General features: G+C 72.8%; 15 protein-coding genes. 5 read left to right on the forward strand and 10 right to left on the reverse strand.

Going from position 1 to position 21,388, the window contains the following annotated elements; genetic code table 11:
• Positions 1–652, reverse strand: a 652-nt coding sequence (locus tag AB0F40_RS22250; RefSeq protein ID WP_357472765.1) for an Ada metal-binding domain-containing protein, incomplete at its 3' end; no start/stop codon positions are given.
• A gap of 65 nt (positions 653–717) precedes the next feature.
• On the opposite strand from AB0F40_RS22250, the gene AB0F40_RS22255 reads away from it, so the two are divergent.
• Positions 718–6,537 (forward strand): hypothetical protein, encoded by a 5,820-nt coding sequence (locus AB0F40_RS22255; protein ID WP_357472768.1) that lies wholly within the window; start codon positions 718–720, stop codon positions 6,535–6,537.
• A 60-nt stretch (positions 6,538–6,597) separates the two neighbouring features.
• Here AB0F40_RS22255 and AB0F40_RS22260 read toward each other — a convergent pair whose 3' ends face one another.
• The 7 genes from AB0F40_RS22260 to AB0F40_RS22290 all read right to left on the reverse strand — a co-directional run bounded on the left by AB0F40_RS22260 (position 6,598) and on the right by AB0F40_RS22290 (position 12,946).
• Entirely contained in the window at positions 6,598–7,632 is a 1,035-nt protein-coding gene (locus tag AB0F40_RS22260; protein ID WP_357472771.1) for an alpha/beta hydrolase, read from the reverse strand.
• A complete protein-coding gene (locus AB0F40_RS22265; protein WP_357472774.1) occupies positions 7,629–7,898 on the reverse strand; it encodes a hypothetical protein in 270 nt (89 codons plus the stop codon). The genes AB0F40_RS22260 and AB0F40_RS22265 overlap by 4 nt, the downstream gene beginning before the upstream one ends.
• 29 nt (positions 7,899–7,927) lie before the next feature.
• Positions 7,928–8,869 carry a hypothetical protein gene (locus AB0F40_RS22270; protein WP_357472777.1) on the reverse strand — a complete coding sequence of 314 codons (942 nt, stop codon included), beginning with the start codon at positions 8,867–8,869 and terminating at the stop codon, positions 7,928–7,930.
• A gap of 106 nt (positions 8,870–8,975) precedes the next feature.
• Entirely contained in the window at positions 8,976–10,340 is a 1,365-nt protein-coding gene (locus AB0F40_RS22275) for an MFS transporter (RefSeq protein WP_357472779.1), read from the reverse strand.
• Positions 10,337–10,948, reverse strand: a complete 612-nt coding sequence (locus AB0F40_RS22280; protein WP_357472782.1) for a helix-turn-helix domain-containing protein — start codon at positions 10,946–10,948, stop codon at positions 10,337–10,339. Before AB0F40_RS22280 ends, AB0F40_RS22275 begins: the two co-directional genes overlap by 4 nt.
• 526 nt (positions 10,949–11,474) lie before the next feature.
• On the reverse strand, positions 11,475–12,236 hold the full coding sequence (locus tag AB0F40_RS22285) for a sulfite exporter TauE/SafE family protein (protein WP_357472785.1): 762 nt from the start codon (positions 12,234–12,236) through the stop codon (positions 11,475–11,477).
• The gene (locus tag AB0F40_RS22290; RefSeq protein ID WP_357472788.1) at positions 12,233–12,946 is read right to left on the reverse strand and encodes a FadR/GntR family transcriptional regulator; all 714 of its coding nucleotides are present in this window, start codon (positions 12,944–12,946) and stop codon (positions 12,233–12,235) included. Before AB0F40_RS22290 ends, AB0F40_RS22285 begins: the two co-directional genes overlap by 4 nt.
• A 106-nt stretch (positions 12,947–13,052) precedes the next feature.
• Here AB0F40_RS22290 and AB0F40_RS22295 point away from each other — a divergent pair, with 106 nt between their 5' ends.
• The 3 genes from AB0F40_RS22295 to AB0F40_RS22305 are packed head-to-tail and all read left to right on the forward strand — an operon-like array spanning position 13,053 to position 17,043.
• Positions 13,053–14,384 (forward strand): SLC13 family permease, encoded by a 1,332-nt coding sequence (locus tag AB0F40_RS22295; RefSeq protein ID WP_357472791.1) that lies wholly within the window; start codon positions 13,053–13,055, stop codon positions 14,382–14,384.
• 5 nt (positions 14,385–14,389) lie between these two features.
• On the forward strand, positions 14,390–15,586 hold the full coding sequence (locus AB0F40_RS22300; protein ID WP_357472794.1) for a CoA transferase: 1,197 nt from the start codon (positions 14,390–14,392) through the stop codon (positions 15,584–15,586).
• Positions 15,583–17,043, forward strand: a complete 1,461-nt coding sequence (locus AB0F40_RS22305; RefSeq protein ID WP_357472797.1) for a carboxyl transferase domain-containing protein — start codon at positions 15,583–15,585, stop codon at positions 17,041–17,043. Before AB0F40_RS22300 ends, AB0F40_RS22305 begins: the two co-directional genes overlap by 4 nt.
• A gap of 64 nt (positions 17,044–17,107) precedes the next feature.
• Here the strand turns inward: AB0F40_RS22305 and AB0F40_RS22310 are convergent, their stop codons facing one another.
• Together AB0F40_RS22310 and cpt are read right to left on the reverse strand one after the other, a co-directional pair.
• Complete coding sequence (locus AB0F40_RS22310; RefSeq protein WP_357472800.1) at positions 17,108–17,902, reverse strand: sulfite exporter TauE/SafE family protein; 795 nt, start codon at positions 17,900–17,902, stop codon at positions 17,108–17,110.
• Complete coding sequence (gene cpt, locus AB0F40_RS22315; protein WP_357472803.1) at positions 17,886–18,443, reverse strand: chloramphenicol phosphotransferase CPT; 558 nt, start codon at positions 18,441–18,443, stop codon at positions 17,886–17,888. The genes AB0F40_RS22310 and cpt overlap by 17 nt, the downstream gene beginning before the upstream one ends.
• 118 nt (positions 18,444–18,561) lie before the next feature.
• Between cpt and clpB the strand changes: the two genes are divergently transcribed.
• Positions 18,562–21,189 carry an ATP-dependent chaperone ClpB gene (clpB, locus tag AB0F40_RS22320; RefSeq protein WP_357472806.1) on the forward strand — a complete coding sequence of 876 codons (2,628 nt, stop codon included), beginning with the start codon at positions 18,562–18,564 and terminating at the stop codon, positions 21,187–21,189.
• Positions 21,190–21,388 lie beyond the last annotated feature (199 nt).

The following is a 21,388-nucleotide window of genomic DNA, read 5'->3' on the forward strand; positions in this document are numbered from 1 at the left end:
CCGAGGTCGGCACAGGCCTGGACCGACCTCGGTGCAAGGTGCCGACCTCGACGCGGCCGGGCGGGCCGGAGCGCCGTGCCTTCGCACGCAGCTCCGTCGGTGTGGCGCCGAAGACCTCGGCCACGGTGTCGTTGAACTGGCGGATCGAGCCGAACCCGGCGGCGAAGGCGACGTCGGCCAGGCGCAGGGAGGTGCCGACCAGGAGCGCACGCGCGGTCTGGGCACGCTGCGCGCGGGCCAGCGCGAGCGGGCCTGCCCCCAGCTGGCCGACCAGCAGCCGGTGCAGCTGTCGCTCGGAGTAGCCCAGCCGGGTCGCCAGGCCGGACACGCCCTCGCGGTCCACGACGCCGTCCGCCACGAGGCGCATCGCGCGGCCGGTGAGGTCACGGCGCAGGTCCCAGGCGGGGGTGCCGGGCGCGGCCTCTGGCAGGCAGCGCTTGCACGCACGGAAGCCGGCCTCGTGCGCGGCTGCCGAGGTCAGGTAGAACGACACGTTCTCGGCCTTCGGCGTGCGGGCAGGACAGGACGGCCGGCAGTAGATGCCGGTGGTCCGGACCGCCGTGTAGAACTGCCCGTCGAAGCGGGAGTCACGCGCGGCGATGGCGCGGTAGCGCTCGGTGAACGCTGGGTCGCTGAGCTCGACGTCGGTCATAGCCACCATCCTGCGCCCCGCCCGGACGCGTCGGCTAGCGGGATTCGGACACGGCGGTGGACGGTGTGGACCGTGCGCACAGGATCCCCGCGGTCCTCACCCTGTGGATACATAGCGCCCGCGACGCGGACTCCGCCAAGATGGCGGGCATGCCAGCGACCTGGGCCGGCGACGTCGTCGCCCGCCTTACCGACACCACGAGGTGTCCCTCCTGCGGGGAACACCTCGCAGCCATCGTCTGCTCCGCCTGCGGGCTGAACGTCTCCGGGCGACGTGCGCAGGAGGTGTGGCGCCTGTCCCTCTCCGCGGCGGACACCCTCCGGGAGCGGGACGAGGTCATCGACGCGATGCGGCGGGCGCAGGCGGTGGTGACCGGCGGGGGGACCGGCGCGGGCCCGCGGACGCCGGACAGCCAGGCCCGTCCGGTGCGCGCGGATAGCGGCCTGCCGACACCAGCCTCGCGGGCGGCAGCGACGCAGCCCGCTCCGGCTTCGACGACGACGCCGTCCGCTCCGACGCCGCTGGCTCCTGCCCCGGCGACACCCCCGGCCCCGGCGTCGAGACCGGCTCAGGCACCGACGTCGTCGGCCCCGAACCCTCCGGCCTTCGTGCCGCCGCCCGGCGGAGCGGACGCGGCACGGCCGCCCGCCCGGGAGGTCGCACGCCCCTCCGCACCGCCCGTCGCAGTCCGCCAGGAGAAGGCCGCTCGGCGTCCGTCCGGTCCGGGCGTCTCCCTGCAGCCGATCCTCGCGGGCGCCGGGGCCACGCTGCTGGCGGTCTCGGCTGTGGTGTTCGTGTTCTTCACGTTCGGCGACAACCTGCTGCTGCGCGCCGTCGTCACCGGGATCGTCACCGTCGCGGCGGTGACCGTCGGCGCCCTGTTGCGGCGGGCCGGGCTGCGCACGACGAGCGAGGCCGTGGCAGCTCTCGCGGTGGTCCTCGCATGGGTCGACGTCGAGCTCGGTCTGCAGGCGGGCCTGCTCGGACAGCTCGACCCCGCGATGGCGCGGGCCGTGGTGCTCGCGGTGCTGGCCCCCGGGTTCGTCGTGCTCGGGTCCTGGCTGCGGGTGCGGTCCTGGGTGTCCGCGGGGCTGCTGTCGGCGCCGGTGGTGCCGGTGCTGGTCGCGGCGGGCCTGCCCTGGTCGACGTGGTCGGTGTGGTGGTGGGTGCTCGTGCTGATGCTGGTCGGCGTCGTGGCGTGGGCGGCGATGCGGACGGCGCCCCTGATCGAGAAGCGGTCCGGTACGCGGCTCGGCACCGAGACGGCGGTGCTGCGGAGGGTGCGGGCCGCCGGGCCGCCGTTCGCCCTGCTCACGGCGCTCGGAGCCGAGGCGCTCGGGGCCGAGACGCTGCCGTTCACGGCGATGGGGGCGACGGCGGTCCTGTGGTCCGGGGTGGTGACTTGCACGCTGGTGCTCGGGTCCTGGCTTCGGGTGCGGTCCTGGACGTCGACGGGCCTGGTGTCGGCACCGGTCGTGCCGCTGCTCATCGTGCTCAGCCTCCCGGCGGCCGCGGGGTCCGTTGGGTGGTGGGTGCTCGCTCTGGTGCTGGTCGCGGTCGTGGCATGGGCGGCGATGCGGCTGCTCCCGGCGTTCGCCCGCCGGCTGGGTGGCACCGCGACCTTCGCGCTCGAGACGGGGGTGCTGGAGGTGCTGCGAGCCGCTGGGCCGCCCCTCGCGCTGCTCGTCTCGCTGGGCGCCCAGGCGGCGCCGCCACTGACGCGCCTGGGTGCGACGACAGCGCTGTGGTCGGCGGTGGTCCTGTTCTCGGCGGTGCTCGGCTACCGCCTCCGGGTGCGCGCCTGGGTGACGACCGCCCTGCTCGCCGCACCGGTGGTGCCGGTGCTGGTGGTGCTCAGCGTGCCCGGATCAGCATGGTCGATGTGGCGGTGGGTCCTTGCGCTGACGCTGGTCGCTCTCATCGGCTGGGTGGCCGGACGAGCCGTTCCGGCGCTCGCGGATCGGTTCGGTACGTCGTTCGCCGTCGAGGAGAGGACGCTGCGCGCCGTGCGGGCGGCCGGATTCCCGCTCGCGCTGGCGGCGTCCTGCGTGGCTGAGCCGGTGCTGTCGCTCACCGGCCTGGCTGTGACGACGCTGCTGTGGTCGGCCCTGGTGGTGCTCTCGGCGCTGCTCGGCTACGGCCTGCGGGTGCGCTCCTGGTCATCGGTCGCGGTACTCGCCGCGCCGGTGGTGCCGGTGCTGGTCGCGCTGAGCCTGCCCGAGTCGGTGTGGTCGGCGTGGCGGTGGGTTCTCGCGCTGGTGCTGGTCGCAGTCGTGGCGTGGACCGCGCTGCGCCTGCTCCCGACGTTCGACCGGCGGCTCGATCCCCGCGGTGAACCGCTGTTCCTCGTCGAGGCGGGAATACTGCGGGTCGCGCGGGCGGCCGGGCTGCCGGTCGCCCTCGTGGCGTCGGTCCTGGCGGCCTTCGCCGCACCGGTAGCGCCGTTGACCCCGGAGTGGACCACCGTCGCCCTGTGGTCGGCAGTGGTGGTCACCGGCCTGGTGCTCGGTCATGCGCTGCGGGTGCGGGCGTGGTCGTCCGCCGGAGTGCTTGCGGCGCCCGCCATCCCGCTGTTGCTGCTCGGCGCCGCGGAGCTGCCCGACGGCTCGTGGCTGCCCACGGTGGCGGTCCTCGCCGCAGTGCTCACCACGCTCCTCGCGCGTGCCGTCGGCGGCGTCTCCGGACCGCGCATCGGGTCCGGGCTGCGGGCGGAGACCACCGGGCTCGACATCGTGGCCATCGTGGGGATGCCGGTCGCCGTGCTCCTGTCGTTCGGGGTCCGGCAGCCGGACTCGCTGCCAGGCCTCGGCGGCACCGCGGTGCTCGTGGCGCTGGCCGCGGTGACCGTGGCGGTCCTGCGGCGGGTCACCCACCACCGGCACTGGACCGTCCTCGGCGGCGTGCTCGCCGTCGCCGCTGGTGGCCTGCTGGGTGGGGTCGGCGAATGGTCGGGAGTGGGCTGGGTTCCGTTCGGTGCGGCGTGCGTGTGGGCGGCGCTCGCGCTCCTGACCGCTCCGCGCCTGCTTGCGGCGACCCGCCTCGGTTCCGTCCGCGGGGCGCTGCACCCGCGCACCCGGGACGACCTGTTGCTGAGCGGCTGGATCGCCGTCGCCGCCGCCGCGGTGCCCGCCTTGATGCTGGTCCCGGTACGCGCGACGGACGCATGGGTCGCGGCCTGGTCCACGCCAGGTGCCGGGTGGACCCCGCCCACCGGGGCGCTGGTCAGCCCCGCGCCGGTCGGTTCGACGGTCGGGGAGGCCGAGGCCCTGGTGAGCCTGAACCTCCCCTGGGCGCACCTGGGGACGGTCGCTCTCGCGGTCGTCACGCTGCTGGCGGCCAGGCTCGCCCGACGCGGACGGCGGGTCGAGGCTGTCGTGGCCCCGATGGTAGTGCTGCTCACCGTGATCGGCATCGCGCTCGACCCGCGCCTTCTCACCGCGGCCTCCCTGGGTGCCCTGACCCTGCTCGCGTTCGTGCTCGTCGCGGCGACAGCGGACCGGACGGCTGCCTGGCGTGGGCTGCGTCCTGCTGTCACGGCCGTGCACGGCGCGACCAGGGCGCTGGTCCGCGCGTCGGGGCGCCTCCGCGCGATCGGCGGGACGAGGGTCACCGGTGCCGACCTGCGTCTCGCCCGCGCCACCGCGCTCACCGGCGTCTTCATCGCGACCGGGATGCTGCTCGTCCTCTCCTGGGCCTCGCGCCCGACGGCCGCCGCGGGCGCCCTCGCCGTCTGTGCACTGCTGCTGTCGCTGCGTGGCGTGCTGCGGCCAGCGACCCATCCCTGGCTGGTGGGTGCCGGGTACGTCTACCCGCTGGCCGTGCTGGGCGTCGTGCTCGCGTGGCTCGACCTGTCCACGGTCGCGGCGATCTGCACGGTCTCGGCGGTCGCTTCGCTGGTGACGATCGCGGTGACGCTCGGGGCACGCACCTCGCGGGCCGAGTGGTACGTGGTGCTCTGCGTGACCGCCGGGCCGTTCGCTGCTGGTGTGGTCACCGTGGTGTTCGAACGCACCTGGTGGTCGGCGGGCGCCGCTGCGGCCATGCTGGCTCTCGAGCTGGTGCTCCTGCTCACCGCCCGTGCGGGCCTGTCGGGCGTGCTCCGGTCGGGAGCGGCGTTCCTCCTGCTGCCGACGGCGTCCGTCATGGTCACCAGTGCGGGCGCCATGATCCTGGAGGTCTCGGGATCGCCGTACGTCCTGCCTGCCACCGCCCTGGTCGTCTCGGCGGTCGCGGGCGGGGCGGCCAGGGTGGCGGAACGGATCGCCGCACGGGTGCCCGACGGCGGGCCCGGGCTCGCCGCTGGCGTGCACCGGAGCCTGGAACGGTCCGCGCTGCTCACGGGAGCCATCACGATCCTTCTCGCCTACGCCCGGCCGGCAGCAGGGCCGGACGTCGCGGTAGCCGTGCTGCTGCTCCTCATGGCCGGTACGGCGCTCGTCGCTCGCGAGCCCGGGCGCCGGCGCGTCTGGCTCCTCGTCGTCGCGCTGGGCCTCGCCGCGTTGTGGACGGCGCTGGCCGGCGGCGACGTGATGCTGATCGAGGCCTACACGCTCCCGCCCGCGCTGGGCGCGATCGCGGTGGGCGTGCTCCTGGCCTGGCGTCTGGGACGCGCTGGGGCGGACGTCGAGGGAGGGGACCAGCCGGCAGTGGCCGGCCGCGCGCCGGCAAATGCGGTGACGCATGCCTGGCGCCTTGCCGCGGTCGGTGCGGGGCTCGCCGTGGTGCCGAGCCTCCTGGTCCACCTGACCCGGACCGAGCCTGCCGACTGGCGCGCGTTCGCCCTCATGGGCGGTGCGGTGCTCGCTCTCGGGGCGGCGTACGCCCTGGGGCTGGCGGCCGTGCGCGAGCGGTTCGCCGTCCTGCGCGAACCGTGGACGCACCCGGCGCGGCGGGGGCTGGTGGCGGTGGCGGCGCTGGCCGCCCTCGGCGGAGTCATCGAGTCCCTTCAGGTCGCGCGGGAGCCGGTGTCGTGGCTGGGGTTCGGCCGGGAAGCTTCGCCGGCCCTGCCCCGCCTGACGTGGTACGACGGCGCCCCGCTCGGTGCGACCGTCGAGGCAGGCTGGGTGTTCGCGGTGGGTCTCGGCTGGGCACTCCTCGCCGGAGTGCTGCTGATCGCTGCGGCAGCGGTGGCCAGGCATGCGGCGGACGGTCGGCCGTCACCGTGGCTCGACCGCTGGGGCATGGCGCCTGGCCTCGTGCTCGCGACGCTCGGCGCGGTGGCGAACACCCGACCGGTGTGGGTGTCGATCGTGTCGCTCCTCGTGCTGGAGCTCGTGCTGCTCGCGGTGCTCGTCCTGGTCACGCGGCGGGCGGGGCGGCCGGGCCTCGGCGCACCGCCGTGGTTGGTCTGGCTCTGCGCCACGGCCGTCGCGATCGCCGCCTGGTCGCCGCGGGAGCTGCGGGTCGAGGCGTTCTCGGTGATGCTGGGTGCCGGCCTGATCTGGTCGGGTGCGGCTGCTCTGCGCCGCTGGGTCGCGGCGGGCGAGCCGGAGGGCGCCACGGGCACCCTCATGACCTGGCCGGTCGGCTATCACGGCTCCTGGCGCACCATCGGCTGGGGTATCGCGGCCCTGGTCGGTCCGTCGGTGCTGTCCACCGTCACCGACCCGCTGACGATCCGCGCGTCCTGGGTGGTGCTGGCCGCGCTGGCAGCGGTCCTCGTCGGGTCACGTCTGCGTCTGTCGGCGCCGTTCTGGATCGGCGTGTGGACCCTGGCCGTCGAGGTCGTCATCGTGTTCGCCAAGCTGGGCGTCGGCGTCTCACCGCTGCCGTGGATCCTCACGCTCGTCCCTGCCGCCGTCGTGCTGCTCATCATCGCGACGCTCGACGAACGGAGGACAGCTGCCTCCGGCGGCACGGCGGCCTACCTGCGTGACCTGCGCTGACGTCCGCTGCTCGGCTGGTCGGCAGACCAGCCGGGCACCCGGCGGCGGCCCTGCCCGCCGTCAGACCTTCGCGTCCAGCCAGTCCAGCACCGTGGACAGGTACTTCTCCCTGGCCTGTCTCGGGGACAGCGCCAGGTCGTGGGTGCCGCCCTCGATGACCGCTACGTCGACAGCGGCGCCCACCTGCGGTGCACGCGCATGCATGTGCGCGACGTCGAGGATCGCGTCCGTGCTGAGCATGACCGCGGCGGCCCCGCCGTCGGGCCCCGTTGTGTCGCTGGTGCACAGGAGGGTGGGGCACCGCACGGTGAGCCCACGCGCCAGCCTGCGGTGGCCGCGCCGGATCGAGGCGAGCCACCCTGCCCGGACGGGGAAGCCGGCGTACGGCTTCCACCGCAGGTCGTACTCCCACTCGCCGCCCGTGGCGCGGTGCAGGGCGCGGCCGTAGTCCTCGTCGAGATGGGTCAGGACCGTGCGCGGTGCTATCCGCCCGAGCAGGTACACCAGCTGGGTGACCAGGGTCCGGTCCGACCAGCTGCCCCGCAGGTCGAACCAGGGGCTGTTCAGCACCAGGGCCGTCACCCGGTCCGGGCGCGCGTTCGCGTACATCGAGGTGATGAGCCCGCCCATCGAGTGCCCCAGGAGCACCAGCCCGCTGTGGCCGTCCGCGGCGATCGCCTCGGCGGCGGCGTCCAGGTCCTGCTGATAGAGCCGCAGGCTGCTGACCATGTTGGCGTCGGCGCCCGCCGCGGTCCACGCCTCGATGGAGCGCCCGTAGCCACGCAGGTCGATCGCGTAGAACGGGTAGCCCCGCCCGGCGATCGCCTCGGCCACGTGCCGCTGGAAGAAGTAGTCCGTGTACCCGTGCACGTACAGCACGGGCGGCCGCCCTCCGTCGGGACGGTCCTCGGGCGTGTAGCGGACGAGCGTCGCCTCGGAGCTGTCGTCCTCGGCGGGAGGGCGTCGCCGCGCTGCGGGAACCCGCAGTGACCCCGAGGGCCCCTGCAGTCGCAAGGTGCGGGCCTCGAAGCCTGCGCCCAGCACGTCCTCGCCCCACTCGTTCCCGCTGTCGTCCATGTCGCTCCTGTGCGTCATGCCTGCTTCTGGTCGGCCTGGCGTCTGCGCTGCCGTCTGCGCTGCCGTCGGCTGACGATATAGGTAAGGAGCCCGCCGATGATGAGTATCAGGAAGGCGGCGAGGCTGATCGGCGCGCCCCAGTCGGAGATGATGCCCTCGGCGGGGTGGCCCTCGGGCGTGGGAGTCGTCCCGACGGCCGGCAGGGCGACGACGACCGTGCCGGCGAGGGCCCTGGCCCTGACGACCAGGACGGCAGAGCCTCTTCGCGCCACCTGTGTTCTCACCCGTCCAGTCTGCCTGATGCGGGTCAGGGTCAGTATCCCGGAGGGAAGCTCGGCGGCCGGCTCGGATCCGGAGGAGTGGCCTGCTCCTGCGCGTGCGGGTGTGCCGGGCCGTACGGGGTCTGGCCGGTGCCGTACGGCTGCGGCGCTGCGCCGTGCTGTTGCGGCGCAGGCTGTGCCAGGCCGGCCTCGGGCGCGTGCTGCTGCCGCCCATGCTGATGCGGGTTCGGCGGTCCGGCAGCCGGCTCCGGCCGGCGGTCGCGCACGCGCAGCATGGCCTGCCACACGATGACGCCGATGAGCAGCAGGATGATCAGCCCGCTCAGGCCGAGCACCAGGATCATCCACTCCGGGACGACGGGCAGGGTGACCACCTCGGAGGCCCCGACCGCCTCGTCGTCGGTCCTGTCCGCCGCGGCCACGGCGGAACCCCGCGCGCTGATCTCGACGGCTTCGCCGACCGTCGGCTCCCAGCGCACCGAGTTGCCGTCGATGGTCCCGTTCGAGTCCGTCACCTTGCCTGGGAACGTGATGTCGACGGTGACGCTCAGGTCGTCGACGGACGCGCCGCCGCGGCTCCCGAGTCCTTGTTCGGTGAGGTCGAGCGTGCCGGACACCACGTAGTCGTCACCCTCGCGGACCACCTTGATGGGCCAGCCCACCCGGGCGCCGACGTCGGCGGTCTTCGTCTCGGGGTAGACGTACCGCGTGCCGGTGTAGCCGTCCTGTTGGAAGTCCTCGGTGCGGTCCGCGTCCTGTGCCGGGTCTCCCTTGCCCTCGGTGAGCGTGTCGATGACGTCGTCGGGCGACTGCCCGGTCTGGTCGAGGTACCTGTCCTCGATCGCGAGCACCACGCTCGACACCGCCGTGTCGTCCGGCTTCAGCTCCACCTCGACACCCATGCGCACGCACCCGGACAGAGTCAGGGTCAGTACGGCGAGGGTGGCGACTGCCACGAGGCGGGAGCGGAGCACTGAGACAGCATGCCGGTCGTCCCCCGGTATCGAAAAGCCTGATTGAGGGGAGTTGTCCCCATGGGCGGGACGCCAGGTAGCAGGTAGGGCTGTGGCGGTGCGGTTCTCAGCCGGCTACGGCAGGGGCGGTGGCCTCGGCGCGCGTGCGTGCTGCCAGCATCCGCTCCCGGCGCAGCGCCGGCAGGAAGCAGGCCGCGCCGAGGGTGCTGAACACACCGGCGAGCACCATCGCCGCGGAGGTGGACAGCACGTCCGCCGTCCAGCCGAGGACCGGCCCGGCCAGGGAGAACGACGCGAACGCGACCATCGAGGCCATCGACAGGACCGTCGAGCGGTTCCGGGACTCTGCCTCGCGGTGCAGCAGCGACTGGTACGCGGGCCCGCAGGCGCCGTGCAACCCGTACGTCACGAGGTAGGCGGCGACCAGGCCGACCGGACCGAGCGCCAGACCCATCCAGACGGCTCCGAGCCCGTTGAGCACACGGGCCAGGATCGCCGTGCGGGCGACGCCGAGGCGGGGCGTGGCCAGGCCGGTCAGCGCCGCACCGCCGGCGAACACCGCCCACCCTGCCGCCGCGGCCGGGCCGGCCACGGTGGCACCGGCCGCGGTGCCGCCCAGCATCTCGGAGAGCCGGATCGGCTGGAACGTCTCGAACACCACCATGCCGACGCTCCAGAACACTTCCACGAGGAGCAGCCAGCGCAGCACCCGGTTGTCGCGTGCGAGGCGCAGCCCGTCACGGATGACGCCGGGCGCCTGGCGCGCGGACCGCAGCAACCGGCCCGCCGCCCGCGTGCTCTCCCGGCCCGACGGCGGTAGGGCGGGCGCCGCACCAGGGCCGCCCGCGCCTGCGTCGTCGGGCACCGGAGCTGTGGCACGGGGTGCCTCCCGGACGAGGACCGTCACGGCGACCAGGTGCGCCAGCGCGAGGGCGGCGTACACCGCGTAGGGGAACGCGAGCGCGGACCATGCGCCGAACGGGTGCCACCAGACGAGCCCGCCCGAGACGAGGGCGCCGGCGGCTATCGACACACCCAGCACCGTGCCGTGCGCGGCCAACGGCCGGTCGACGTCGGCGCCGGGCTCGGTGGCGTGCACGGTGTCGACGAACCAGGCCTCCAGCGGCCCGGAGTCGAGCGCCCTGAACGCCCCCGTGACCGCCGCCGCCAGGGCAAATGCCCAGAAGGTCTGCGCGGTGAGGAACAGGACGGCCGCCGCCACCTGCAGCACGGCCGCCACGACGAGCAGCGGGCGACGCCCGATGGAGTCGGCGAGGCCGCTGGTGGGCAGCTCCAGGAAGAACACGGTGAGTCCCGTGATGGACAGCGCCGTCAAGGCCTGCGTGACCGAGAGCCCGCGCTCGAGCGGGAGCAGCGTGGTTACGGTCACGACCAGCCCGACGGGAAACCATCGGGTCGCGGTCAGCACCAGGAAGACCTGGCGGGCCCGGGCCGGCGTCAGGGGAGTCACGGCTGGTCCGTTCCGTGGTTGTTGTCGGTGGTGGTGCCCGGGACGTCGTCCGGGTCGAGTGGGAACGCGGCTTGCCAGAAGGTCACGCGGCGTGCGTCGGGCCCGGTCCCGGCCTCGCGGTAGCGCTCGAGCACCTCGTCGAGCTCCCGGTGCAGCTCCTTGAGCTGCTCGGCGTTCACGGTCACCCAGGCGTCGCCCTGGCCCGTCACGTCCTGCCACTCGCGCGGCCAGGACTCGGCGACATCGAGCCAGTGACCGAACTCGGTGCTGAACAGGCGCAGGTAGTCACGCTCCAGCCAGCCGAGCGCGGTGGCGGCGTCCTCGTCGTGGACCAGCTCCGAGCGTTCCCAGCTGTGCGACTTCGTGGCCGCACGCCACAGGCGCTGCTTGCCCGACCCCTCGCCGGTGTCCGCGACCAGTCCGACGGACTCGAGCTTCCGCAGGTGGTAGCTGGTGGCGCCGGTGTTGGTGCTCAGCTCCGTCGCCAGCGTGGTCGCCGTCGCCGGACCACCGCGCCGCAGGGCGCTGAGCAGGCGCGAGCGCAGCGGGTGGGCGAGGACCTTGACGGCCTCGGGGGTGAGCCGGAAGTTGTCCTGTGGTGTGGCCATGCGTGCACACTACCCATGCACAAGTCCTATGCACAATAGTTGTGCACGAATATTGTGCACCGATCGTCTTTGTCGGTTGGTTGCTCGGCGGGGTGTCCGAACCGCAGGTCCGGAGTGGTTGGCCGCAGTGATGGGGTGCCGAACCGCAACCTGTGAGTCCGCCGACCAACCCACCGGCGTCGAGCCGCAACCTGTGAGTCCGCCGGCCGGCCGCCCGGCGTCGAGCCGCAAGTTGGTCGTCGTTCTACGCGCCGAGCCGCAATGTTCGAGTCGATGTGAGGGCTCGTTGACGTGTTCGCTGCACTTCGGCACGCCGGACCACGTTCAGGTTGCGGTTCGACGCCGGTGGGTTGGCCGGCGGACTCGTACCTTGCGGTTCGACGCTGGTCGACGGACCGGGCGGACTCGCAGGTTGCGGTTCGGCGCCGGTCGGCAGACCGCCGGACTCTCGACCCGCGGTTCGACGTCCCGGCGCCGAGCCCCGCCAGAACAGCAGGATCAGAACAGCACGATCAGAACAGCACGATCAGAACAGCATGAACAGCGCCGTTCCGCCGCCCGCGATCACCACGAGCACGCGGAACACGACGGGCGACATCTTGCGTCCGAGTCGTGCTCCGACGTACCCGCCCACCACGGAGCCGGCGGCCAGCAGCCCGATCGCCAGCCAGTCCAGGTCGGCGACCAGCACGAAGATGACGGTGGCCACGACGTTCGCGGCCAGGACCGCCAGCGTTTTGAGCGCGTTCACGATCCGCACCGGGAAGTCGGTCCCGAGCCCGAGCACCGCGGCCATCATGACGCCGGAGCCGGCTCCGAAGTAGCCGCCGTACGTGCCCGTGAGGACGGCGAACACCACGGTCGCCGGCGACATCTCGTGGCGCAGGCGGGTCGGCTCGTTGCGGGTGCGGCGCAGCCAGCGGCTGATCCACGGCTGCGCGCCGACGAGCAGGCAGGAGAGCAGGATCAGCCACGGCACGACCGCCTCGAACACGCCGGGCGGGAGCGCGAGCAGCAGGATCGCGCCGCCGACGGACCCGACCCCGCAGGCGGCGAGCACGACCAGGACCGTGCGGGGGTGCTCGCGCAGCTCCTGGCGGTATCCGACCGCGCCGCTCAGTGCTCCGGGGACGAGGCCGACCGTGTTCGACGCGTTGGCGACGACGGGCGGCAGGCCGATGGCGAGCAGCACGGGGAAGCTGAGGAGCGACGCGACGCCGACCGTCGAGGTGAGGATCCCTGCCCCGAGGCCGGCGCCGAGGACGGCGAGCTGTTCCCAGCCGGTCACCGTTCCTCGTCCCGCAGGAGGGCCACGTCGCTCACCATCTCGACGTGGGCGTGCATGGCGTCCGCCGCGGCCTCGGGCTTGCCCGCCCGGATGGCGTCCGCGATGGCGCGGTGCCCGTTGAGAGAGTTGCGGGGGCGGCCGGGCTGCGAGAGCGACTCGATGCGGCTCTCCCGGATCAGGCTCGCGATCTCCCGCATGGTCTGGGCAAGGAGGTCGGAGTGCGCGGCGGCGGTGACCGCCGCGTGGAACTGCTCGTCGGCGTCGACGCCCCGGTCCCCGTGTGTGATGGCCGCCTCCATCGTGTCCAGGGCCGCGTCGATCGCCCGGAGGTCGTCCTCCGTACGGCGCTGTGCGGCCAGGGCGGCGATCTTGGTCTCGAGCGCGTCCCGGATGTCGATGATCTCGGGCATCCGGTCGGCGTGCGCGCGGATCGCCTCGACGATGCGGCTCTCGCTGTGCTTGCCGGTCAGCACGGTGCCGTCCCCGTGCCGCACCACGACCACGCCGACCACCTCGAGCGCGACGAGGGCCTGGCTGAGGGTCGCCCGGCTGACGCCGAGCCGCGAGGCGAGCTCGCGCTCGGGCGGCAGCCGGTCGCCGGCCTTGAGCCCGTTCTGCCGGATCCAGGTGGTGATCTGCTCTGCCACCTGCTCGTAGAGGCGGGTACGGGCCAGCGGGGCCGGCGGTTCGGCGGAAGCCTTGGAGGTCACCTGCCGAGAATACTTGACAGATGGAGCAGTGGACTATTGGCTAGGCCACTGATCCATCGTGTCTCGTCGGTCAAAGGTGTCCGCCACGATGGGAAGAGGAGTTCTCATGGGTCCTGAGTGGATAGCGATCATCGCGCTCGTCGCGTTGTTCGTCGTCGGGACAGTCCTACCCATCAACATGGGCGCGCTCGCCTACGTCGCGGCATGGATCGTCGGCGTCTTCGCGCTGGGCATGGACGACGGCGACGTGCTCGGCGGGATCAGTGCCAGCCTCGTGCTGACGCTCATCGGCGTCACCTACCTGTTCGCCATAGCCAAGAACAACGGCACGGTCGATCTCATCGTCGCGCAATCGATCAAGATGGTCGGCGGCCGGGTGGCGCTGATCCCCTGGGTCATGTTCGCCGTCACGGCGGTGCTGACCGCCATCGGTGCGGCCAGCCCCGCGGCGTGCGCCATCATCGGCCCGGTGGCGCTCGGCTTCGCCCGTCGTTACAAGATCAACCCGCTCATGATGGGCATGTTCGTGGTGCACGGCGCCCAGGGCGGCGGGTTCTCCCCGATCAGCATCTACGGAACCATCACCAACTCGATCATGTCCGACGTCGGCTACGAGGGCACCGAGATGGCCGTGTTCATCGCGTCGCTCGGGTTCAACCTGGCGATGGCCGTCATCCTGTTCTTCGCGCTCGGCGGGCGTCGCCTGATGAGCGAGCGGGTCGACCCCGCGGACGCTGCCGACCACGCCGCCGACCGCAACGTCGACGACCTGAACCCGGGCGGAGCGCCGGCGCCCGCCGGTGGCCAGGGTGCCGTCGCGACCGTCAAGCGGACCGTCGGCGTGCGCCGCGACCACGTGCTGACGCTCGTCGCCTTCGCAGCGGTCGCCGTGACGGCCCTCGCGTACGACCAGAACATCGGCTTCGTCTCGATCACGGCCGCGGTCTTCCTGGCCATGCTCTCCCCGCGCCAGAACAAGGACGCCGTCAAGCAGATCGCGTGGCCTACCGTGCTGCTGGTGGCCGGCGTGACCACCTACGCGACGGTCTTCACCGAGGCGGGCTCCCCCGAGTACATCGGCCTCTGGGCCGCCGGCCTCGGCATCGTCACCATCGGCGCGCTCGTGCTCTGCTACGTCGGCGGCGTCGTCTCGGCGTTCGCGTCCTCCACGGCTCTGCTGCCGGTCATCATCCCGATCGCCGTGCCGCTCATCGCCACCGGTGGCGTCAGCGCCTGGTCCATGGCGGCGGCCCTGGCCGTCTCGTCGACGATCGTCGACGTCAGCCCCTTCTCGACGAACGGAGCCCTGATGCTCGCCAACCGGCCCGACACCATCTCGGAGCAGGCGTACTACAAGCAGATCCTCGGCTACGCGGGCATCGTCACGCTCGTGGGGCCGCTGCTCGTGTGGGCCATCCTCATCCTGCCGGGCTGGTGAGTGTCATGACCGGACCGCTGGCCGACGTCGTCGTCGTCGACCTCTCCCGTGCGCTCGCCGGGCCGCACGCCACGATGATGCTGGGCGACCTGGGCGCGCGTGTCGTCAAGGTGGAGGTGCCCGACCGCGGCGACGACACGAGGGGCTGGGGCCCGCCGTTCGTCGGGGAGGAAGGGGTGCGCGAGTCGACGTACTTCCTGTCAGCGAACCGGAACAAGGAGTCGATAGCGCTCGACCTCAAGGCCGACGCCGACCGGGCGACCCTCCTGGAGCTCGTCGACCGCGCCGACGTGCTCGTGGAGAACTTCCGGACCGGCGTGCTGGAACGGCTCGGTCTCGGCGTCGACATGCTGCTCGAGCGCAACCCCCGCCTGATCGTGCTGTCGATCACCGGGTTCGGGCACGACGGCCCGGAGGGTGGCCGCGCGGGGTACGACCAGATCGCCCAGGGCGAGGCCGGGCTGATGTCCCTGACCGGGTCCGGCCCCGACGACCCGCAGCGGGTCGGCGTGCCGATCGGCGACCTGCTCGCCGGGATCTATGGTGCGTACGGCGTGCTCGCGGCGCTGCACGAGCGCCACACCACCGGCGTCGGACAGGTCGTCCGGACGTCGCTCCTGGCGGCGGTCACCGGCGTGCACGCGTTCCAGGGCACGCGGTGGACCGTCGCAGGGGAGGTGGGGCGCGCGCAGGGCAACCACCACCCTTCCATAGCGCCGTACGGCCTGTTCCGCTGCCGTGACGGCGCCATCCAGATCGCCGTCGGGTCCGAGGTGCTGTGGCAGCGGTTCTGCCTGGCCTTCGGGCTCGACGCCGACGCTGAGGGCATGCGGAGCAACGCCGAGCGGGTGGCCCACCGCGACCAGATCATCGAGGCGATCGAGGCGGCGTTCGCCCACCTCGATGCGGGCCCGCTGCTGATGCAGCTCGCCGACGCGGGCATACCCGCCGGCCGGGTGCGTACGCTCGACGAGGTGTACGCATGGGAGCAGACGGCGAGCCAGGGGCTGCTCGTCGACGTGCAGCACGCGAGCCTCGGCACGGTGACCCTGCCGGGGCCGCCCCTGCGGTTCTTCGACCCGTCCGGCGACGAGGTCACCCGGCGGGACCACCAGGCGCCCCCCGTCCTGGACGAGCACGCCGCCCGGATCCGTGCCTGGCTCGACGAGCCGGTGGTGCGTGGGCCGGAGGCCGGCGCATGACCCGCCGGTGGTCGGCGCGTGAGCTGCTCGAGCTCGTCCTCGACGCCGACAGCTTCGAGTCCTGGGACGAGCCGGTCGACGTCTCCGGGCATCCCGCCGAGTACCGCGCGGTGCTGGCCGCGGCCGCCGAGAAGGCCGGCACCGACGAATCGGTGCTCACGGGCCGCGGGCGCGTCCGCGGGCGTCCTGTCGTGGTCGTCGTGAACGAGTTCCGGTTCCTCGGCGGCTCCATCGGGCGCGCCGCCGCCCAGCGGATCACCGCCGCCGTCCGGCGTGCGACGGCGGAGCGGCTGCCCCTCCTCGCGACGACGGCGTCCGGCGGCACCCGGATGCAGGAGGGCACCCCCGCGTTCCTCCGGATGGTCGAGATCTCCCGCGCCGTCATGGACCACCGTGACGCTGGGCTGCCCTACCTCGTCTACCTGCGGCACCCCACGACCGGTGGCGTGTACGCGTCCTGGGGCTCGCTCGCGCACCTCACGGTCGCCGAGCCGGGCGCCCTGGTCGGGTTCCTCGGACCGCGTGTGGTCGAGGCGCTGACAGGCACGGCCCTGCCCGACGGCGTGCAGTCCGCGGAGAACCTCGCCGCCAAGGGCGTGCTCGACGGCGTCGTCGCCCCCGAGAACCTGCCGGCGCTGGTCGAGCGGGCGCTCGCGGTGCTCGTCGACCCGCCGTCGCCGTCGGCACTCCCGCGCAGGTCCGGGGAACCCGCTGCGGACGCGTCCGCGTGGGACTCCGTGCTGCGGACCCGGACCCCCGACCGGGTAGGCGTGCGTGACCTGCTGCGCTACGGCGCCTCGGGGACCGTGCGGCTGTCCGGCACGGACGAGGGCGAGCGCGACGAGTCGATGCTGGTGGCGCTCACGCGGCTGGACGGCGTGCCCTGCCTCGTCGTCGGCCAGGACCGGACCCGGCAGACCGAGAGCACCCCGATGGGACCCGCCGCGCTGCGCGTGGCGCGGCGCGCGATGGGCCTCGCCGAGGAGCTGCGGCTGCCCCTGGTCGCGGTGATCGACACCCCGGGAGCAGAGCTCTCGCAGGACGCCGAGGAGGGCGCGCTCGCGGGCGAGATCGCGCGCTGCATGGCGGCGCTGACCCGGCTGACGGTGCCGACGCTGTCGGTCATCCTCGGTCAGGGCTGCGGCGGCGGGGCGCTCGCCCTGCTGCCCGCGCAGGTCGTGATCGCGACGGAGCACGCGTGGCTGTCCCCGCTGCCGCCAGAGGGTGCCAGCGTCATCGTGCACGGCGACACCACCCACGCCGCGCAGCTGGCGGAGGCGCAGCACATCCGCGCCGTCGACCTGCTCGCTGAGGGCGCGGTGCAGCGGGTGGTCCCCGAGCACGAGGGCGACACGGCGCGGGACGTCGCCGTGGCGGTCGCGGCGGAGTGCGCTGCGGCGCTGCGCGCCGCCGCCCGAACTGCCGACCACCTCGATGATCGGCAATTCGTCAGGTGATCGGTACCTCGGGCTACCGATCACCTGACGGATTACCGACCACCTGACCAGATGCCGACGGGGCCTAGTGCTTCTGCAGGGCCTTGCGGATCTGCTGGGCCAGCGCGAACACGAGCAGCGCGGCGAAGGTAATCGACGCGATCCGTGGGGGCATGACCACCGAGAGGCTCGCGCCGCCGAACGAGAAGACGGACGCCACGAGGCCGATGATCGCCGCCGTCCTCAGGTGCACCAGGCGGTTGCGGGCGTTGACCCACGTTCCCGAGATGGCGGTGGGGATCATCGCGACCAGGGACGTGCCCTTGGCGAGCGCGGGTGCGAAGTCGAACAGCGCGGACAGGCCTGGCACCGCGAGCTGCCCGCCGCCGATGCCCAGCAGGCCGGACGCGACGCCCATGACCAGCCCCAGCCCGATCATCGCCGCACCGTCGAGCAGGCTGGGGATCCCCTCGGCGGAGTCGACCGACGGCGGCTCCCCGAACCCGTCCAGCAGGGAACGCACGACCCCCGCGACGAGCACCGCGACGAACAGCCAGCGCAACACGGTCTCCGGGACGCGAGCGAGCAGCCGCGCCCCGACAACCGCGCCGATCACGGCACCGACGACGAGCAGACCCGCTGCGATCAGGTCGACGGCGTCGTGTGTCAGGTACGGGATGGACCCGACGATCGCCGCTGGCAGGATCGCCGCGAGCGAGTAGGCGCTGGCCCGGCGCTGCGTGAGGCCGCCGAGCGAGGTCAGGAGCGGCACCATCACGATGCCGCCGCCGAGGCCGAACAGACCCGAGAACGCGCCGCCGACGATCCCGACGACGGCGGCACGGGGTGGAGTCAGGGAGTCGTCAGTCTGCTCGGTCACCCGGCGATGATCTCAGGTGTGCCGCGATGGCCCGCGCGCGGTCCGCCGACCCGGTGCTCGTGGTGTCCACCTCCAGGTCGTAGGCGACGCCCTGGTGGACGGCGTCCGCCTGCTTCGCGGCCATGCCGGCGACGCGGTCGCCGCGGGCGGCCTCGCGCGCCTCGGCGACCGCAGCGGAGCAGCGCACGCCGACCCAGAGCGTCGGCACGTCCCCCAGGGCGTCCAGCCAGCGCCGCTGCGACGCCGCGCCCCCGAGGAAGACGTCGTCGACCACGATGTGCGCGCCCGCACGGGCCATGGCGACGAGTCCGGTGATCCACGCGTCCTGCAGGACCAGGAAATCCTGCCCGACGTCGACACCGCCGTCGGCCGCGAACCCGATCCCGTCGCCCCCGGTCGTCAGGCGGGCCGGCATGGCGTCGACGAGCGTGTCGATGCTGAGCGAGAGCCACGCGTCCGGGAGGGCGGCCTGGAGGCCGCGTGCGATCCCGGACTTCCCGGAGCTCGAACCGCCGTTGAGGACGATGACCTGGGTGTTCATGCGGCAACGGTACGAGTGTCGGTGGTGCGCGCTACAGTGAATACCAAGGTTGAGCGGAATAGACTCAACTTTGACCCCGTTTGATCTCGTAGACACTTCAGCATCCCTGGGAGGCCTCATGGACACCAAGTTCACGACCATGTCGCAGCAGGCGATCGGCGACGCGATCCAGTCGGCGTCGGCAGCCGGCAACCCGCAGCTCGAACCGGTCCATCTGCTCGCGTCGCTGCTCCAGCAGGAGCGCGGCGTCGCGACCGGGCTCCTCGACGCGGTCGGAGCGAACGCGCAGGCCATCGGCCAGCAGGTGCGCGCGGCTCTCGTCGCGCTGCCCCAGGCCAGCGGGGCGAGCACCGCCCAGCCGAGTGCGAGCCGCGCGATGGCGACGGTCCTGGACCTGGCGGCGAAGGAGGCACAGGGCCTGGGGGACGAGTACGTCTCCACCGAGCACCTGCTCATCGCTGTCGCGGCCGGCCGGTCGTCAGCGGCCCAGATCCTGTCCGACGCCGGGGCCACCGCCGACGCACTGCGCGGCGCGCTGCCCGCCGTCCGGGGATCCGGCCGAGTGACGAGCCCGAACCCGGAGGGCACGTACAAGGCGCTCGAGCAGTACGGCACGGACCTGACGCAGCGCGCCCGGGACGGCAAGCTCGATCCGGTGATCGGCCGCGACTCGGAGATCCGGCGCGTGATCCAGGTGCTGAGCCGCCGCACCAAGAACAACCCCGTGCTCATCGGCGAGCCAGGGGTGGGCAAGACCGCCGTCGTCGAAGGGCTCGCCCAGCGCGTGGTCGCCGGCGACGTGCCCGAGTCCCTCAAGGGCAAGCGCCTGGTCGCCCTGGACCTTGCCTCGATGGTGGCCGGCGCGAAGTACCGCGGCGAGTTCGAGGAGCGCCTCAAGGCGGTCCTCGAGGAGATCACGGCGTCGGACGGCGAGGTGGTCACGTTCATCGACGAGCTGCACACCGTGGTCGGTGCCGGCGCTGGAGGCGAGGGCGCCATGGACGCAGGCAACATGCTCAAGCCCATGCTCGCGCGTGGCGAGCTGCGCATGGTGGGCGCCACGACGCTGGACGAGTACCGCGAGCACATCGAGAAGGACCCTGCCCTGGAGCGCCGCTTCCAGCAGGTCTTCGTCGGCGAGCCGTCGGTCGAGGACACGGTGGCGATCCTCCGCGGGCTCAAGGAGCGCTACGAGGCGCACCACAAGGTGACCATCGCCGACTCTGCGCTGGTCGCCGCCGCGTCGCTCTCCGACCGGTACATCTCGGGGCGACAGCTCCCGGACAAGGCGATCGACCTGGTCGACGAGGCGGCGTCGCGCCTGCGCATGGAGCTCGACTCGTCACCCGTGGAGATCGACGAGCTGCAGCGCATCGTCACGCGCCTCGAGATGGAAGAGGTGGTGCTGTCCGAGTCGGAGGACGCCGCGTCCAAGGACCGGCTGGAGCGGCTCCGTGCCGATCTCGCCGATCGCAGAGAGGCCCTGGCCGCGCTCACCGCACGGTGGGAGTCCGAGAAGGCCGGGCACAACCGGGTCGGTGACCTGCGGGCACGTCTCGACGAGCTGCGTACCGACGCCGAGCGCAAGCTGCGCGAGGGCGACCTCGAGGGGGCCGCCCGCATCCGGTACGGCGAGATCCCGGTGGTCGAGAAGGAGCTCGTGGCCGCAGAGGAGGCGGAGGCCGGCTCGGAGGACGACCTGCAGGGGACCGGCCCGGAGCACAGCGAGCCGCCGATGATCGCGGACAAGGTGGGCGCGGACGAGATCGCCGAGGTGGTCGCCGCGTGGACCGGTATCCCGGCCGGACGGCTGCTGCAGGGCGAGTCCGAGAAGCTCCTGCACATGGAGGAGGTCCTCGGGGAACGCCTCATCGGGCAGCAGGCGGCGGTCGCCGCTGTGTCCGACGCCGTGCGCCGCACGAGGGCAGGCGTCTCCGACCCCGACCGGCCCACCGGGTCGTTCCTGTTCCTTGGCCCCACGGGCGTGGGCAAGACCGAGCTGGCCAAGGCGCTCGCGGACTTCCTGTTCGACGACGAGCGCGCCATGGTGCGCATCGACATGTCGGAGTACGGCGAGAAGCACTCGGTCGCCCGGCTCGTCGGCGCGCCTCCAGGCTATGTCGGGTACGAGGAGGGCGGTCAGCTCACGGAGGCGGTCCGGCGTCGGCCCTACTCGGTGGTGCTGCTGGACGAGGTGGAGAAGGCGCACCCCGAGGTCTTCGACGTCCTGCTCCAGGTGCTCGACGACGGTCGCCTCACCGACGGCCAGGGCCGCACCGTCGACTTCCGCAACACGATCCTGGTCCTGACCTCGAACCTCGGCTCCCAGTTCCTCGTGGAACCGATGCTGTCGGACGAGGAGCGGCGCGAGTCCGTGATGACGGCGGTACGCGCCTCGTTCAAGCCCGAGTTCCTCAACCGGCTCGACGACGTGGTGGTCTTCGACGCGCTGACCTTGGCCGAGCTGGGCAGCATCGTGGAGCTGCAGGTCGGAGCCTTCGCGAAACGGCTGGAGGACCGTCGTATCTCGCTCGACGTCACGGAGGCGGCGAAGGAGTGGCTGGCGCTCGAGGGCTTCGACCCGGCATACGGCGCCCGTCCACTGCGTCGTCTGGTGCAGCGGGAGATCGGCGACCGCCTGGCGCGGCTGCTGCTCGCGGGTGAGGTGTCCGACGGGGACACGGTGGCTGTGGACCGCGCGGACGGCGAGGGCCTGGCCATCGACCGCAAGGTACTGACCGCATGATCGGCCGGTTCCATGTACGTCGTCCGGCGTACACAGGAATACGCAGACCGGTCGATGTGGAGAGGTGGGCACGCCTGCGATCCTGGAGGTACGAGGGAACGACCGGGTGATCGGTCCGGGGCGTGCGACCGCTGGACGCCAGCGTGTGATGGTGTTGTGAAGACGACAGCTCGAACGCCCAGAACCGGAAATCCCGTAC

It is taken from the genome of Promicromonospora sp. NPDC023987, from assembly GCF_040639055.1.
Classification (GTDB): domain Bacteria; phylum Actinomycetota; class Actinomycetes; order Actinomycetales; family Cellulomonadaceae; genus Promicromonospora.

Excerpts from the sequence above, each read along its gene's own strand:
- AB0F40_RS22260 (WP_357472771.1), bottom strand. The coding sequence starts at position 7,632 with ATGACGCACAGGAGCGACATGGACGACAGCGGGAACGAGTGGGGCGAG.
- AB0F40_RS22280 (WP_357472782.1), bottom strand. The coding sequence starts at position 10,948 with ATGGCCACACCACAGGACAACTTCCGGCTCACCCCCGAGGCCGTCAAG.
- AB0F40_RS22295 (WP_357472791.1), top strand. The coding sequence starts at position 13,053 with ATGGGTCCTGAGTGGATAGCGATCATCGCGCTCGTCGCGTTGTTCGTC.
- AB0F40_RS22300 (WP_357472794.1), top strand. The coding sequence starts at position 14,390 with ATGACCGGACCGCTGGCCGACGTCGTCGTCGTCGACCTCTCCCGTGCG.
- AB0F40_RS22305 (WP_357472797.1), top strand. The coding sequence starts at position 15,583 with ATGACCCGCCGGTGGTCGGCGCGTGAGCTGCTCGAGCTCGTCCTCGAC.
- cpt (WP_357472803.1), bottom strand. The coding sequence starts at position 18,443 with ATGAACACCCAGGTCATCGTCCTCAACGGCGGTTCGAGCTCCGGGAAG.
- clpB (WP_357472806.1), top strand. The coding sequence starts at position 18,562 with ATGGACACCAAGTTCACGACCATGTCGCAGCAGGCGATCGGCGACGCG.